Source organism: Pseudomonas sp., assembly GCF_036404235.1.
In the GTDB taxonomy this organism is placed as follows: domain Bacteria; phylum Pseudomonadota; class Gammaproteobacteria; order Pseudomonadales; family Pseudomonadaceae; genus Aquipseudomonas.
Genome location: NZ_DASWOT010000170.1, coordinates 34043 through 48798, shown reverse-complemented (window position 1 = coordinate 48798; position 14756 = coordinate 34043). Strand labels below are relative to the sequence as shown.

The window sequence follows — 14756 nt, the reverse complement described above, 5'->3', positions numbered from 1 at the left end:
CGATCTTGCTGCCTTGGTAACTGTACCAGGCACCCGATTTCTCGATGAAGCCATGGAGAACGCCCAGATCAATGATCTCGCCGTTACGATAGATACCTTTGCCGTAGAGAATCTGAAACTCAGCCTGACGGAACGGCGGAGCCACTTTGTTCTTCACGACTTTAACGCGGGTTTCGCTACCCACGACCTCATCACCTTCTTTCACCGCGCCAGTGCGACGGATGTCCAGACGGACTGAAGCGTAGAACTTAAGCGCATTACCACCCGTCGTGGTTTCTGGGCTACCGAACATCACACCGATCTTCATACGGATCTGGTTGATGAAGATGACCAGGCAATTGGCGTTCTTGATGTTACCGGTGATCTTACGAAGAGCCTGAGACATCAGACGAGCTTGCAGACCAACGTGCATATCGCCCATTTCGCCTTCGATTTCAGCCTTTGGCACGAGCGCCGCCACGGAGTCGACGACAATGACGTCGATGGCATTGGAACGCACCAGCATATCGGTGATTTCCAGCGCTTGTTCGCCGGTATCCGGCTGGGAGACCAGCAGGTCGTCAACGTTGACGCCCAACTTGAGCGCGTATTCAGGATCGAGTGCGTGTTCCGCATCGACGAACGCACAAGTAGCACCCATTTTTTGGGCTTCTGCGATCACCGACAGGGTCAATGTGGTTTTACCGGAAGACTCAGGACCGTAGATTTCGACGATCCGGCCTTTTGGCAAGCCGCCAATACCCAGTGCGATATCGAGGCCCAGCGAACCGGTAGAGATAGAAGGAATAGCCTGGCGGTCATGGTCACCCATGCGCATTACGGCACCTTTGCCGAACTGACGCTCGATCTGACCCAAGGCCGCAGCCAAGGCTTTCTTCTTGTTGTCGTCCATTGAAGTCCTCACGTAATCAATTGGGCCTCACGGCCGATATACCTGTATAAGTAGACAGTATTATTCCACAGGGTTGAGCGCACGCCTACCCCCGATATGGTATTTCTCCAGAAGCAAGTTGTATCAACCCCTCTAAAGCAGCCTTCACCGTTTGTCGGCGAACAGCATCCCGGTCGCCGTCGAACTGCCAGCGCCTGGAAACCACTTGTTTGCCCGAACCCCAGCAAATCCATACGGTGCCGACGGGTTTGTCTTGCGAGCCACCATCAGGTCCGGCAACACCACTAACCGCCACCGCGAACTGTGCAGCACTTTTTTCCAATGCGCCAAGAACCATGGCTTCCACCACTTCCCGACTGACGGCACCCACCGCCGTAAACAAATCGCTCGGCACATTCAATTGGCGAGTCTTCTGAGCATTGGAGTAAGTCACGTAACCGGCTTCGAACCACGCAGAGCTGCCAGGAATCCGAGTAATCGCTTCGGCGATGCCACCGCCGGTACAGGACTCGGCGGTCGTCACTTGGGCGCCCGACCGCTGAAGGGATTTACCCAAGGCGGCCGCCAACTGAGTAATCTCATCCACAACGCTTCTCCCTTAAAGGCCAAACAAAAAACAATACCGTACACCAGGCAGATCCTCGTGCAAGATCAGGAGCGGCCGCCGAAGCAGCCGCTCGCCGAATACACACTTATGCTGGCTCCTTTTCGTCCATACGCGTTTTCTGATGGCACGGTTTTTTAACCGTTTCAATTGTCGTTTCACTGGGGCGACGCTTGGCCTCCTCAAGCGCAATGAAACGCCCGCTGACCGAATCCCTTCCACGCTTTCTCTTCATATATGAAATCCCTTTTCTGATATGAGCCGCACAATATTGGACGGCGACTTCGATAGCCTAGACAGCTCAGAGCGGAAAATATCGATTTGAAATGAAGCGTGACGATTGAGCCGACTCCACGGCTCCAGAGCGTGCGTGGTAACCTTGCGCCCATCGCAAAAGTAATCGGACATGTCGACGGCCCACGTAGGTGGTAGTGCGTCTATCGCTCCTTCTTTGCCCCAATCTCCTAACGAACTTGCCTAAATAACTGATGAATAAAGCAATTTCCGACCTCTCCGCGCACACCCCAATGATGCAACAGTACTGGAAGCTGAAAAACCAGCATCCAGACCAACTGATGTTCTATCGCATGGGGGACTTCTACGAAATCTTCTACGAGGATGCCAAAAAAGCCGCCAAGCTTCTGGACATCACCTTGACCGCCCGTGGCCAGTCGGCAGGCCAGAGCATTCCCATGTGTGGCATCCCGTATCACGCGGCGGAAGGCTATCTGGCTAAGCTGGTAAAGCTCGGCGAATCAGTGGTGATCTGCGAACAGATCGGCGATCCGGCGACCAGCAAAGGCCCGGTAGACCGGCAAGTGGTGCGAATCATCACGCCTGGTACAGTCAGTGACGAAGCCCTGCTCGACGAGCGTCGTGACAACCTCATTGCTGCGGTGCTGGGCGACGAGCGCCTGTTCGGGCTGGCTGTGCTGGACATCACCAGCGGCAACTTCAGCGTGATGGAGATCAAGGGTTGGGAGAACTTGCTGGCGGAGCTTGAGCGCGTCAATCCGGTGGAGCTGTTGATTCCGGATGATTGGCCGCAAGGATTGCCGGCAGAAAAGCGTCGCGGCTCGCGGCGGCGAGCGCCCTGGGACTTCGAGCGCGACTCGGCGCATAAAAGCCTGTGCCAACAGTTCTCGACTCAGGACCTGAAAGGCTTCGGTTGTGAAAATCTCACGTTGGCGATCGGCGCAGCAGGCTGTCTGTTGAGTTACGCCAAAGAAACCCAGCGCACCGCCCTGCCGCATTTGCGCAGTCTGCGCCACGAGCGTATTGACGATACCGTGGTGCTGGACGGCGCAAGCCGACGCAATCTGGAGCTGGACACCAACCTGTCTGGCGGTCGCGACAATACCTTGCAATCGGTCATGGATCGCTGCCAGACCGCCATGGGTACACGCCTGCTGACACGCTGGCTTAATCGTCCACTGCGCGATCTAGCTGTACTGCAGGCGCGCCAGCAATCCATCACCTGCTTGCTCGAACGTTATCGCTTTGAAAACCTGCAGCCACAGTTGAAGGAAATCGGCGACATCGAGCGAATTCTTGCGCGCATCGGCCTGCGTAACGCTCGCCCTCGCGACCTGGCACGCCTGCGCGATGCACTCAGTGCGCTGCCAGAATTGCAACTGGCCATGGCCGATCTTGATACACCACACCTGCAACGATTAGCACAAACTACCAGCACCTATCCCGAACTGGCCGACCTGCTGCAGCGGGCGATCAACGACAACCCGCCTGCCGTCATCCGCGACGGCGGCGTGTTGAAAACCGGCTATGACGCTGAACTCGACGAACTGCAATCGTTGAGCGAAAACGCCGGCCAGTTCCTGATCGATCTCGAAACCCGGGAGAAGGCCCGCACTGGCCTCACCCACCTCAAGGTCGGTTACAACCGCGTTCACGGCTACTTTATAGAGCTGCCGAGCAAGCAAGCCGAGCAGGCGCCAGCGGACTACATCCGACGGCAGACACTCAAGGGCGCCGAGCGCTTTATCACGCCGGAGCTAAAAGAGTTCGAAGACAAAGCGCTCTCGGCGAAGAGCCGTGCGCTGGCACGCGAGAAAATGCTCTACGAGGCACTGCTTGAAGACCTCATCGGGCATCTTGCTCCACTGCAAGACACCGCCGCTGCATTGGCAGAACTGGACGTGCTGAGCAACCTGGCAGAGCGCGCGCTCAACCTGGACCTCAATTGCCCACGCTTTGTCACTGAACCGTGCATGCGTATCGAGCAAGGTCGCCACCCAGTGGTTGAGCAAGTGCTTTCGTCCCCCTTCGTCGCCAACGATCTTGCGCTTGATGACAACACGCGCATGTTGATCATCACCGGCCCGAACATGGGCGGTAAATCGACCTACATGCGCCAGACAGCGCTGATTGTTTTGCTCGCGCACATCGGCAGTTATGTGCCTGCCGCCAGTTGCGAACTGTCGCTGGTCGACCGTATCTTCACCCGTATCGGCTCCAGTGACGACCTCGCGGGCGGGCGTTCGACGTTCATGGTAGAAATGAGCGAAACCGCGAACATCCTGCACAACGCGACCGACAAAAGCCTGGTGCTGATGGACGAGGTTGGCCGTGGCACCAGCACATTCGACGGCCTATCCCTGGCGTGGGCCGCAGCGGAGTGTCTGGCACAACTGCGTGCCTACACGCTTTTCGCGACACACTACTTTGAGTTGACAGTGCTGCCTGAAAGCGAGCCACTGGTCGCCAATGTGCATCTCAATGCAACCGAGCATAACGAGCGAATAGTGTTTCTCCATCGCGTCTTGCCCGGTCCGGCCAGCCAGAGTTATGGCCTTGCCGTGGCGCAGTTGGCGGGGGTTCCCGGCAATGTGATTAGCCGTGCCAAGGAGCATTTACAGCGCCTGGAGACCACCAGCCTGCCCCACGAGCAGCCTAAGGCCAAGCGGGGCAAGCCGCCGCTTCCAATGCAGAGCGACCTGTTCGCAAGTTTGCCGCATCCGGTTCTGGAAGAACTGTCAAAAGTAAAAGTCGATGACATGACGCCGCGCCAAGCGCTGGAGTTGTTGTACTCATTGCAAACACGACTCTAACGGGAAACGTAACAAGCTGTTAGAATCCCGCGCGGTTTGGGATGCTGTGAGCTTTTGCCTGACTTAACAGAAAATCCGAGCCGCGTTTAAACGCAGCGAACCAGGGTTGAGTAGCGCATGCGGGGTAAATCTACCAGCAGCGCTGCTCAGCAAAAGCTGAGTTTTAACAGCCGGGGGACTTCCCGAACCTAGCAGCCCCGTGTGTAGGGCTTTGCTGCCGCCGCCTGAGGAGAGAACTAGAAATGACCTTCGTCGTCACCGACAACTGCATCAAGTGCAAGTACACCGACTGCGTAGAAGTGTGTCCGGTGGACTGCTTTTACGAAGGCCCGAATTTCCTGGTGATTCACCCGGATGAGTGCATCGATTGTGCACTGTGCGAGCCTGAGTGCCCAGCCATCGCGATCTTCTCGGAAGACGAAGTACCTGCGGGCATGGAAAACTTTATCGAACTGAACGCTGAACTCGCGGACATCTGGCCGAACATCACCGAGCGGAAAAGTCCGCTTCCTGATGCTCAAGAGTGGGATGGTCAGACCGGCAAGATTGCCGAGCTGGAACGCTGATTGGGCGACGATACCCACAAAGGGTCTTCCAAGCAGGGCCCTTTGTGCTTTCAGCGGAATACTTTTCTGCAGACGAAAAAAGGGGCGGTATGACCCGCCCACATTTTTTCCTTAATCCCTTTATTCCTTTTCATCATCCTGATGAATCGCATCCTGCGATGTCCTTGAAATAGCCATCCTTGACTACTTGCGCCGATCCCTCGGCACAGTTCTGATATTAGAGATTTAAGCGCTGCAGGCAACTCCCCAAACCTTTCAAAAAAATACGTTACGGCAACATCCATCAAAAAAATAAACTTATAAATCAATTAGATAGGATTGTTCCTACGCAAGAATAGACTTAAGCTCGCCTGCCAATATCGCAATAACTTACAACACAAGTAAGAGATAACTTACAGGTTAGGTACGAACTCTTGCTATTGATGATCCATATGAGAAACGCAATCCAACACGCACGTCTTTAACACGGCTCTTCGCGGGTATAGAAACTCCACGTCAGCCGACTCATACGTCCAGGGGATGGGATGGCGCTACGCTTAATGCACCTGTAAAAAAACCCCGAAATCGGGGTTTAGTTAGTGACACAGTGTCACGGTCAACAGCCAGCACTCACTGGAACAACGACTCACTCGACAGTCCGTTCTTTTCAAGAATCTCTCGTAGACGCTTGAGGCCTTCGACTTGAATCTGTCTGACACGTTCGCGGGTTAGACCAATCTCCAGACCGACATCCTCCAGGGTGCTGCTTTCATGCCCTCTTAGCCCGAAACGGCGCACCACGACCTCACGCTGCTTATCAGTCAGTTCGGACAACCATTGATCGATGCTCTGAGAGAGGTCATCGTCCTGCAGCAACTCACACGGATCGGTTGGACGATCGTCTGTCAGGGTATCGAGGAGGGTTTTATCCGAATCAGGACCCAGGGAGACATCGACCGACGACACACGCTCGTTCAGACCTAGCATGCGCTTGACTTCACCAACGGGTTTTTCCAGCAGGTTGGCGATTTCTTCGGGAGAGGGTTCGTGATCAAGCTTTTGAGTCAACTCGCGCGCTGCACGCAAGTAGACATTAAGCTCTTTGACCACATGAATCGGCAACCGGATGGTCCGAGTCTGATTCATGATGGCGCGCTCAATGGTCTGACGAATCCACCACGTCGCGTAGGTTGAGAACCGAAAACCACGCTCAGGATCGAATTTTTCGACCGCTCGAATCAGACCAAGGTTGCCCTCTTCGATCAGATCCAGCAATGACAGACCACGATTGACGTAACGCCTGGCGATTTTCACCACCAGCCGTAGATTGCTTTCAATCATGCGTTTGCGCCCGGCCGGACATCCACTCTGCGACAATCGCGCAAAATGGACTTCTTCTTCCGGCGACAGCAAAGGGGAGAAACCTATTTCATTGAGATACAACTGCGTGGCGTCGAGCGCCCGCGTGTAGTCGATGTATTTGTGTTGTTTGAGCGCACTGGAGTGTTTGGTCTTTGCCCGGACAGAAGGTGTAGCTGGCTTCTCGTCCGATGCAGAATCCAGGACGATCCCGTGCTCCATAAGGAGAACTTCGTCGTCTATGTCAAACTCCGGCGCTTCTTTGCTGAGAGCCATTGTTATAGTCCTTTGGTGAGTTCGACCTCAAGCCCTAGCGACGCCTTTGCTTTCCTTGGCAACGCTTGAGCCTGTCCCTCTACGACAGGAACAGGCTGACAACTGATCAACGACGCGGCAAAAATTCCAGAGGATCTACAGGTTTACCCTGTCGGCGAATCTCAAAATGCAGTTTCACCCGGTCAGTACCCGTCGAACCCATCTCGGCAATTGTTTGCCCGACCTTGACCTGCTGCCCCTCCCGAACCAACAGCCTACGGTTGTGGCCGTAAGCACTGACGTAGGTATCGCTGTGTTTGATGATGACTAACTCGCCGTAGCCCCGCAAGCCACTCCCGGCGTACACCACCGATCCATCAGACGCAGCCAAAACAGGCTGTCCCAAATCTCCAGCGATATCAATTCCTTTATTCAAACTACCGTTTGAAGAAAATTTACCGATCAAAACGCCATTAGTCGGCCATGCCCAACCACTCGCCGAGCGCGCTCCAGCGATGACTGGCGTGGTTGCAGGTGTCGTTGCAACCGGAGGTATAACCACCGGAGTGACGCCGATCGGCCTAGAAATTACGGTGGTTTTCAGGGAGCCAGAGGGGGAGGTCGAACTGTTTGTGGTCGTCTGTTGGACTGCAACAGGCGACGAAACAATGCTGCCAGAGGAGCGCCCGTCAAAACGAATCGTCTGGCCGACGTGAATGGTATAGGGCTCAGGAATGCTGTTTCGGGCGGCCAGTGCCTTCCAGTCCCAACCGTAACGAAATGCGATAGAAAACAGTGTGTCGCCCCGTTTGACCACATATTGCCCAGTGGTCACCGGTTGGCGTTGCGGTGCCGCAGGTTTACCGCCATTACGATCAACAACACGAACACCCCCTGACGGAGTGCTGGAACAACCGACCAGGACACTGAGGGCAATACCAGTCACCAGCCGCTGAAAACCTGTGAAAAACGTACGCTGCCGAATGACTGTGAGACTCACCCGCCACTCCCTTTACTGGTGACTAATAGAAGCTGCCTATTGTGCCGTACTAACGACGCTGGCAGCTAAACGAAAACTGGTGCTGATACATGTTGTAGCCACTTCAAGCGCCGCCAACTCACGGCACGTCAAAATGCCAGCTATAGACAGACAGCCTCAGCGAGAATTCAGTGCTGCGCTGAAACGAACGCTACGCCAGAGGCCCATTGAGCAATGGCACGAATCGCACTGCGCCAAGAGTATGACGAGAGAAGCCGTTTTCCTCACGAATGATCAGCATCAACTGCTGGACCTCTCCGGAACCCACCGGAATGACCAAACGCCCCCCCGGCGCCAACTGATCAAGCAATGCCTGCGGAACATCGGTGGCTACCGCCGTGACGATAATGCCGTTATAAGGCGCCAGCGCTGGCCAACCTTCCCATCCGTCTCCCCAACGAAAAACCATGTTTCGCAGGTTCAACTCGACCAGACGTTCTTTCGCCCGGTCCTGGAGCACCTTGATCCGCTCGACCGAAAACACACGCTCGACCAACTGTGCCAGCACGGCGGTCTGATACCCCGACCCCGTACCAATCTCCAGCACCTTGTCCAGCGGACCGGCCGCCAACAGCAACTCGCTCATGCGCGCAACCATATAAGGCTGGGAAATGGTCTGGTTATGGCCAATCGGCAACGCCGTATCTTCATAAGCGCGATGTGCAAGCGCTTCGTCGACAAACAGATGCCGAGGAGTCTTGCGGATGACGTCCAGCACCTGCGTGTTGGACACACCTTCTTCATATAAACGTTGTATCAAACGCTCACGTGTACGCTGGGAAGTCATCCCCACGCCACGACGCAGCAGATCATCTTGTTCACGCGACATCAGGCCATTCCCTCCAGCCAAGCGTTCAGGCTGTTGAAACCGCTCTGATAGGTCCGATCCAGCTGCAGTGGTGTAATCGAAACGTAACCTTGGATGACCGCGTGAAAATCAGTGCCCGGGCCGCCGTCTTCTGCGTCACCCGCCGCTGCGATCCAATACCCGGCCTTGCCGCGCGGGTCGACTACACGGATGGGTGCTGCCGCGCGAGTACGATGCCCCAGACGAGTTAATTGAATACCGCGTATGTGTTCAAGCGGCAGATTCGGAATATTGACGTTCAACACGGTGCGCGGTGGCAGATCGAGTTGCTCATGCGCCTCGACCAACAATCGCGCGTAGTAAGCGGCGGTTGCAAGGTTATCGACCTGGCGCGACAAAAATGAAAAAGCAAATGAAGGCCGTTGTAGAAAACGTCCTTCCAGCGCAGCCGCGACAGTCCCCGAATACAGCACGTCGTCGCCCAGATTGGCGCCCAGGTTAATCCCGGAGACAACCATGTCCGGCTCGATCTCCAACAGACCATTAAGCCCCAGGTGGACGCAATCGGTGGGGGTGCCGTTGACGCTGATAAAGCCGTTATCCAGCGTATGGGGGTGCAGCGGGCGGTCGAGCGTCAGCGAACTGCTCGCGCCGCTTTTGTCTTGATCGGGAGCAATGACCACACACTCGGCATAATCAGCCAGCGCACCATGGAGCGCGGCGATACCGGGCGCAGTGACCCCATCGTCATTTGAAATCAGAATACGCATGAGCTATCCGTCTGTCCTACCGGCACCAGATCGACAAGTTCGCGCACTAAAACCGTGGCGAAGCATCCGGCCGGCAGAACGAATTCCAGTTGCAGAATATCAGGCTCGGGATAATGCCACGTCAACTGTCCAATGGGCAGTCGCAGGATGCGCCGTTCGTGCTCCATTGCAGCGTTTATCAGCCAGTCACGCAACGCAGCCTCTTTGCCAGCAATGCCGTTTTCAAGCTCGGCGGTAACACCTGACGCGGGCGATGGGCCTTTACCCCACTGGGGCCCGGTAGGGTGTAGATCAAGAATCGCCAAACGCGGATCGTTACACTCAGCTTCACCGGCGGGAAAAAAGCTTCGGCTGTCGGTAAACGCAAGCAGATCGCCCACTTGCGCACGCTGCCAACTGCCATCGCTAACGCGCACCGCTAACACCTGATTGAACAGGTAGCTACGCGCCGTCGACAGCAGTCGCGAACGCACGTTGCGTTGTTCGGGCAAGGCCTGGCGTTCGGCGTATTGACGCGCCTCACCGAGGTTGCCGCCTTCGTAACCGAAGCGCTGGGCCCCAAAGTAATTAGGAACACCGCGTTGCCTGATTGACTCAAGCCGGGCGTCCAGCGCCGTTTTGTCGGCCTGCAATTGGGTCAGGCGCAGCGTGAACCCATTGGCCGCATGGGCGCCACGCTGCAATTTACGTTTGTGTCGCATGCTTTTGAGGATCTTCAGCGTGTCGCTTTCAGCGCCAGACAGATCAGGGTCGGCCTTGCCCGGCAATTGAATGCTAAACCACTGACGGGTCAGCGCTTGGCGATCCTTCAATCCGGCATAACTGACCGTTCGCAATTGCACGCCAGCCGCCTTGGCCAATCGGCGAGCAGCCTCTTCGGTGTTCAGTCCACGTTTTTCGACCCACAGCCAAAGGTGTTCTCCATCACCGGACAGCGGGATATCCAGCACTTCATCGACTTGAAAGTCTTCAGCGATGGCTTTCAATACGGCGCTGCCCAAGGCGTCGCCATAGGCACGAGGACCTAACAATTGGAGTTCGGTCATGCGGCAATCAACAGCGCAACGGCATGAACCGCGATGCCTTCTTCACGGCCCGTAAAGCCGAGCTTTTCGGTAGTGGTAGCCTTGACGTTGACTTGATCGAGTTCGACCTGCAGGTCCGCCGCAATCAATGTGCGCATCGCCTCGATATGCGGGGCCATTTTTGGCGCCTGGGCAACAATTGTCGCGTCGACATTACCGACTTTCCAACCTTTGGCCTGCACTTGCTTCAGGACGTGACGCAACAACACACGACTGTCCGCGCCCTTGAACTGCGGGTCGGTGTCGGGGAAATGTTTGCCAATGTCTCCCAGCGCGGCCGCGCCCAGCAACGCGTCGCTCAAGGCATGCAGCAGCACGTCGCCATCGGAATGAGCAAGCAGACCGGACTTGTGCGCGATCCGCACCCCACCCAAGGTAATGAAATCGCCTTCAGCGAAACGGTGCACATCGTAGCCGTGGCCAATACGCATAAAAAAACGCCCTGAAAAAGTCAGGGCGTGATTCTACCTACTTTGTCGAGCATTAGCGCATCAAGGCGCGTGCATGATGTCGCAGATGATCCTCAATGAAGCTTGCGATGAAGAAATAACTGTGGTCATAACCCGGTTGCAGCCGCAGTTCGAGGGGATGATCGGCGGATTTCGCTGCCTGAACCAACGCTTCGGGTTTGAGCTGAGCGGCGAGAAAATCATCACGATCACCCTGATCCACAAGGAGCGGCAGCTTCTCGGTCGCTTCAGCAATCAGGGCGCAGCTGTCCCATTCACGCCAGCGCGAGCGGTCTTCACCCAGATAACGAGAGAAGGCCTTCTGCCCCCAAGGGCAATCCATCGGATTGGTGATCGGCGAAAAAGCCGACACTGATTTGTAACGCCCCGGATTGCGCAACGCACAGACCAGCGCCCCATGACCGCCCATTGAATGACCGCTGACACCCCGAAGATCCGACGCAGGAAAATGCGCCTCGACCAACGCCGGTAACTCGTTCACCACGTAATCATGCATGTGGTAATGCCGAGCCCAGGGTTGCTGGGTGGCGTTCAGGTAAAAACCGGCGCCCAGTCCGAAGTCCCAGGCATTATCTGGATCACCCGGAACGTCTGGCCCACGCGGGCTGGTGTCAGGCGCAACGATGATCAGTCCAAGCTCGGCGGCAACACGGTGCGCGCCAGCCTTCTGCATGAAGTTTTCGTCGGTACAGGTCAGGCCAGACAACCAATACACCACCGGCAATTTGCCGCCCTGCTCCGCTTGTGGCGGCAAATAAACAGCAAACGTCATGTCACAGCCGAGCACATCGGAATGATGCTTATAGCGTTTATGCCAGCCACCGAAGCTTTTCTGGCAGGAAATGTTTTCCAAAGTCATAGTCGTAGCCTCCCAGCTACAAGCCGCAAACTTCAAGCCTCAAGCAAAAGCAGATGAACGTCATACGCCTCTCCTCTTACAGCTTGAAACTTGCAGCTTGAGGCTGCGGTTTAGAAATGAATGACGGTACGAATGCTCTTGCCTTCATGCATCAAGTCGAACGCTTCATTGATGCCTTCCAGGCCCATGGTGTGGGTAATGAAGGTGTCCAGCGGGATCTCGCCGGTCTGCGATTTCTCCACGTAGCTTGGCAGTTCGGTGCGCCCTTTCACGCCACCGAATGCCGAGCCACGCCAAACGCGGCCGGTCACCAATTGGAACGGCCGAGTGGAAATTTCCTGCCCGGCAGCCGCCACACCGATGATCACCGATTCACCCCACCCTTTATGGCAGCATTCCAGCGCGGCGCGCATCAGCTGCACGTTGCCAATGCATTCAAAGCTGTAGTCCACGCCGCCATCGGTCAAATCGACGATAACGTCCTGAATAGGCTTGTCGTAGTCCTTCGGATTGATGAAGTCGGTCGCACCCAGTTCACGCGCCACGTCGAACTTGGACGGATTGATATCGATGGCGATGATGCGCGAGGCCTTGGCCATCTTCGCACCGATGATCGCTGCCAGACCGATGCCTCCCAGGCCGAAAACAGCGACGGTCGCGCCTTCTTCCACTTTGGCAGTGTTCAACACCGCGCCGATCCCCGTCGTGACGCCGCAACCGAGCAGGCAGACCTTCTCCAGCGGCGCCTCCTTGGGAATTTTTGCCAGGGAGATTTCCGGCAGTACGGTGTACTCGGAAAAAGTGGAACAGCCCATGTAATGGTAGATCGGCTGACCTTTATAGCTGAAACGGCTGGTGCCATCGGGCATCAGGCCTTTGCCTTGGGTTGCGCGCACTTTCTGACACAAGTTGGTTTTACCGGACAGACAGAATTTGCACTCGCGACATTCAGCGGTATAGAGCGGAATCACGTGGTCGCCTACGGCCAGGGAAGTCACGCCCTCGCCAACCGCCTCGACGATGCCGCCACCTTCGTGACCGAGGATGCAAGGAAATACGCCTTCGGAGTCCGCACCGGACAGCGTGTAGGCATCGGTATGGCACACGCCGGTGGCCACGATGCGTACCAGCACCTCACCTGCCTTCGGCGCCTCGACGTCTACTTCCACGATTTGCAAAGGTTTGTTGGGTTCAAAGGCAACGGCAGCACGTGACTTAATCATCAATCTTCTCCAGCGAAGTAAATACAAGCCACGGAGTGTAATACATGACTGATTGATGAATAATCCGACCAAAAGCAAAACATTAATGCTGCACAGGGATAATCGATGTACACCAATCGCTGGGAAGGGCTGGATGAGTTCGTTGCAGTCGCTGAGTGCGGCCAGTTCACAGCAGCCGCTGAGCGCCTGGGTGTTTCGTCATCGCACATCAGTCGGCAGATCGCCCGCCTGGAAGAGCGGCTACAAACGCGGCTGCTGTATCGCAGCACCCGGCGCGTCGCCTTAACTGAGGCTGGCCAGACGTTCCTGCATCACTGCCAACGCTTGCAGGACGGGCGCGAAGAAGCATTGCGCGCGGTAGGCGATCTCACCAGCGAACCCAAGGGCTTATTGCGCATGACTTGCGCTGTTGCTTACGGCGAACGGTTTATCGCGCCTCTGGTGACGCGCTTCATGGATGAATACCCGCAACTGCGAATTGACATCGAATTGACCAACAACACGCTGGACCTTGTACATGAAGGCATGGACCTGGCGATCAGGCTGGGCCGTTTGCAGGAGTCTCGCCTGGTGGCAACGCGCCTGGCGCCACGCAGGATGTACCTGTGCGCCGCGCCCTCTTACCTGGAGCGTTACGGCCGTCCTCATAGTGTGTCGGAGCTAAGCCGGCATAACTGCCTGATTGGCAGTTCCGACACTTGGCTGCTCCAGCAAAACGGTAAGGAATTTTCCCAGCGAGTTCATGGAAACTGGCGCTGCAACAGCGGACAGGCGGTGCTCGATGCAGCGCTGCACGGCGTCGGCCTCTGTCAGTTACCGGATTATTACGTGCTGGGCTATCTAAAAAGTGGCGCATTGGTCTCGCTACTTGAGGCGCATCAGCCGCCCAATACCGCCGTTTGGGGGCTCTATCCACAGCAACGACATTTGTCGCCGAAAGTGAGGAAGCTGGTGGATTATTTGAAAGAGGGACTGGCGATGCGGGAGGAGTATCTGTAGGAGCCAACTTGTTGGCGAGGCGGCTTCACAGTTAGAACCAGATCCATCCGCTCCAGGACACCGCTTCATTAGCGAGCGAAATCGCCGCGTCGCTGCCGCAGCCATTCTAGGTCCTCAGGTCGCGTCACTTTGATGTTGTCAGCGCGCCCTTCGATCAGACGTGGCGACTGGCCCGCCCATTCGATAGCCGATGCTTCGTCGGTGATCGCGACATTCGACACCAAACTGTCAGCCAACGCCCGGTGCAACGCGCCCAGACGAAACATCTGTGGCGTGTAGGCTTGCCAAATCAGGCTGCGGTCGACGGTTTCAGTCACCCGCCCATTGTTGTCAGCGCGCTTGAGCGTGTCTTTTGCTGGCACCGCGAGCAGCCCGCCGACAGGATCGTCAGCCAATTCACGGAGCAGGTTATCCAGATCGCTACGGGCGAGGTTCGGGCGCGCGGCATCGTGTACCAGCACCCAATCGTTATCGTCTGCGCCTTGCGCATGCAAATGCACAAGTGCATTGAGCACTGAATCCGAACGCTCCTTGCCACCGTCCACACGCTGAATTCTTGAATCCAGAGCGCAAGGCAATGTCGGCCAATAAGGGTCGTCCACCGCCAGACTAATCACCAACCCCTTGAGCCGGGGGTGATCGAGAAAACAAAGCAGGCTGTGTTCCAGAATGGTGAGACCGCCCAGTTGCAGATACTGCTTGGGACGATCCGCCGCCATGCGAGCACCCACACCCGCTGCGGGAATCACTGCCCAAAAGGCAGGAAGATAATGGTTCATT

The 14756-nt window shown here is 56.2% G+C and carries 14 protein-coding genes; 3 read left to right on the top strand and 11 right to left on the bottom strand.

What is annotated here, in order from left to right; genetic code table 11:
* Positions 1–892 (bottom strand): recombinase RecA (recA, locus tag VGC62_RS21460; RefSeq protein WP_331189085.1); only part of this gene is annotated, 892 nt, incomplete at its 3' end.
* An 85-nt stretch (positions 893–977) separates the two neighbouring features.
* The gene (locus VGC62_RS21455; RefSeq protein WP_331189084.1) at positions 978–1478 is read right to left on the bottom strand and encodes a CinA family protein; all 501 of its coding nucleotides are present in this window, start codon (positions 1476–1478) and stop codon (positions 978–980) included.
* Between the two features lie 518 nt (positions 1479–1996).
* Between VGC62_RS21455 and mutS the strand changes: the two genes are divergently transcribed.
* Positions 1997–4564 (top strand): DNA mismatch repair protein MutS, encoded by a 2568-nt coding sequence (mutS, locus tag VGC62_RS21450; RefSeq protein WP_331189087.1) that lies wholly within the window; start codon positions 1997–1999, stop codon positions 4562–4564.
* Positions 4565–4806: 242 nt separating this feature from the next.
* The gene (gene fdxA / locus VGC62_RS21445) at positions 4807–5130 is read left to right on the top strand and encodes a ferredoxin FdxA (RefSeq protein WP_331189083.1); all 324 of its coding nucleotides are present in this window, start codon (positions 4807–4809) and stop codon (positions 5128–5130) included.
* Between the two features lie 609 nt (positions 5131–5739).
* Here fdxA and rpoS read toward each other — a convergent pair.
* The 8 genes from rpoS to VGC62_RS21405 all read right to left on the bottom strand — a co-directional run bounded on the left by rpoS (position 5740) and on the right by VGC62_RS21405 (position 12977).
* Complete coding sequence (rpoS, locus tag VGC62_RS21440; RefSeq protein ID WP_331189082.1) at positions 5740–6744, bottom strand: RNA polymerase sigma factor RpoS; 1005 nt, start codon at positions 6742–6744, stop codon at positions 5740–5742.
* Positions 6745–6850: 106 nt separating this feature from the next.
* The gene (locus VGC62_RS21435) at positions 6851–7723 is read right to left on the bottom strand and encodes a peptidoglycan DD-metalloendopeptidase family protein (RefSeq protein WP_331189081.1); all 873 of its coding nucleotides are present in this window, start codon (positions 7721–7723) and stop codon (positions 6851–6853) included.
* A 190-nt stretch (positions 7724–7913) separates the two neighbouring features.
* Complete coding sequence (locus tag VGC62_RS21430) at positions 7914–8549, bottom strand: protein-L-isoaspartate(D-aspartate) O-methyltransferase (RefSeq protein ID WP_331189086.1); 636 nt, start codon at positions 8547–8549, stop codon at positions 7914–7916.
* A gap of 41 nt (positions 8550–8590) precedes the next feature.
* Positions 8591–9340 carry a 5'/3'-nucleotidase SurE gene (gene surE / locus VGC62_RS21425; RefSeq protein WP_331189080.1) on the bottom strand — a complete coding sequence of 250 codons (750 nt, stop codon included), beginning with the start codon at positions 9338–9340 and terminating at the stop codon, positions 8591–8593.
* Positions 9328–10386 carry a tRNA pseudouridine(13) synthase TruD gene (gene truD, locus VGC62_RS21420; RefSeq protein ID WP_331189079.1) on the bottom strand — a complete coding sequence of 353 codons (1059 nt, stop codon included), beginning with the start codon at positions 10384–10386 and terminating at the stop codon, positions 9328–9330. The genes surE and truD overlap by 13 nt, the downstream gene beginning before the upstream one ends.
* Entirely contained in the window at positions 10383–10856 is a 474-nt protein-coding gene (gene ispF / locus VGC62_RS21415) for a 2-C-methyl-D-erythritol 2,4-cyclodiphosphate synthase (protein ID WP_331189078.1), read from the bottom strand. Before ispF ends, truD begins: the two co-directional genes overlap by 4 nt.
* A gap of 52 nt (positions 10857–10908) precedes the next feature.
* Positions 10909–11754: an S-formylglutathione hydrolase gene (fghA, locus tag VGC62_RS21410; RefSeq protein WP_331189077.1), complete on the bottom strand. Its 846-nt coding sequence runs from the start codon at positions 11752–11754 to the stop codon at positions 10909–10911.
* A 110-nt stretch (positions 11755–11864) separates the two neighbouring features.
* Positions 11865–12977: an S-(hydroxymethyl)glutathione dehydrogenase/class III alcohol dehydrogenase gene (locus tag VGC62_RS21405; RefSeq protein WP_331189076.1), complete on the bottom strand. Its 1113-nt coding sequence runs from the start codon at positions 12975–12977 to the stop codon at positions 11865–11867.
* Positions 12978–13082: 105 nt separating this feature from the next.
* Between VGC62_RS21405 and VGC62_RS21400 the strand changes: the two genes are divergently transcribed.
* Positions 13083–13976: a LysR substrate-binding domain-containing protein gene (locus tag VGC62_RS21400; RefSeq protein ID WP_331189075.1), complete on the top strand. Its 894-nt coding sequence runs from the start codon at positions 13083–13085 to the stop codon at positions 13974–13976.
* Positions 13977–14044: 68 nt separating this feature from the next.
* On the opposite strand, the gene ispD is transcribed toward VGC62_RS21400, so the two are convergent.
* Positions 14045–14755: a 2-C-methyl-D-erythritol 4-phosphate cytidylyltransferase gene (gene ispD, locus VGC62_RS21395; protein WP_331189074.1), complete on the bottom strand. Its 711-nt coding sequence runs from the start codon at positions 14753–14755 to the stop codon at positions 14045–14047.
* Between the last annotated feature and the right edge of the window lies 1 nt (position 14756).

Excerpts from the sequence above, each read along its gene's own strand:
- fdxA (WP_331189083.1), top strand. The coding sequence starts at position 4,807 with ATGACCTTCGTCGTCACCGACAACTGCATCAAGTGCAAGTACACCGAC.
- rpoS (WP_331189082.1), bottom strand. The coding sequence starts at position 6,744 with ATGGCTCTCAGCAAAGAAGCGCCGGAGTTTGACATAGACGACGAAGTT.
- VGC62_RS21430 (WP_331189086.1), bottom strand. The coding sequence starts at position 8,549 with ATGACTTCCCAGCGTACACGTGAGCGTTTGATACAACGTTTATATGAA.
- surE (WP_331189080.1), bottom strand. The coding sequence starts at position 9,340 with ATGCGTATTCTGATTTCAAATGACGATGGGGTCACTGCGCCCGGTATC.
- truD (WP_331189079.1), bottom strand. The coding sequence starts at position 10,386 with ATGACCGAACTCCAATTGTTAGGTCCTCGTGCCTATGGCGACGCCTTG.
- ispF (WP_331189078.1), bottom strand. The coding sequence starts at position 10,856 with ATGCGTATTGGCCACGGCTACGATGTGCACCGTTTCGCTGAAGGCGAT.
- fghA (WP_331189077.1), bottom strand. The coding sequence starts at position 11,754 with ATGACTTTGGAAAACATTTCCTGCCAGAAAAGCTTCGGTGGCTGGCAT.
- VGC62_RS21405 (WP_331189076.1), bottom strand. The coding sequence starts at position 12,977 with ATGATTAAGTCACGTGCTGCCGTTGCCTTTGAACCCAACAAACCTTTG.
- VGC62_RS21400 (WP_331189075.1), top strand. The coding sequence starts at position 13,083 with ATGTACACCAATCGCTGGGAAGGGCTGGATGAGTTCGTTGCAGTCGCT.
- ispD (WP_331189074.1), bottom strand. The coding sequence starts at position 14,755 with ATGAACCATTATCTTCCTGCCTTTTGGGCAGTGATTCCCGCAGCGGGT.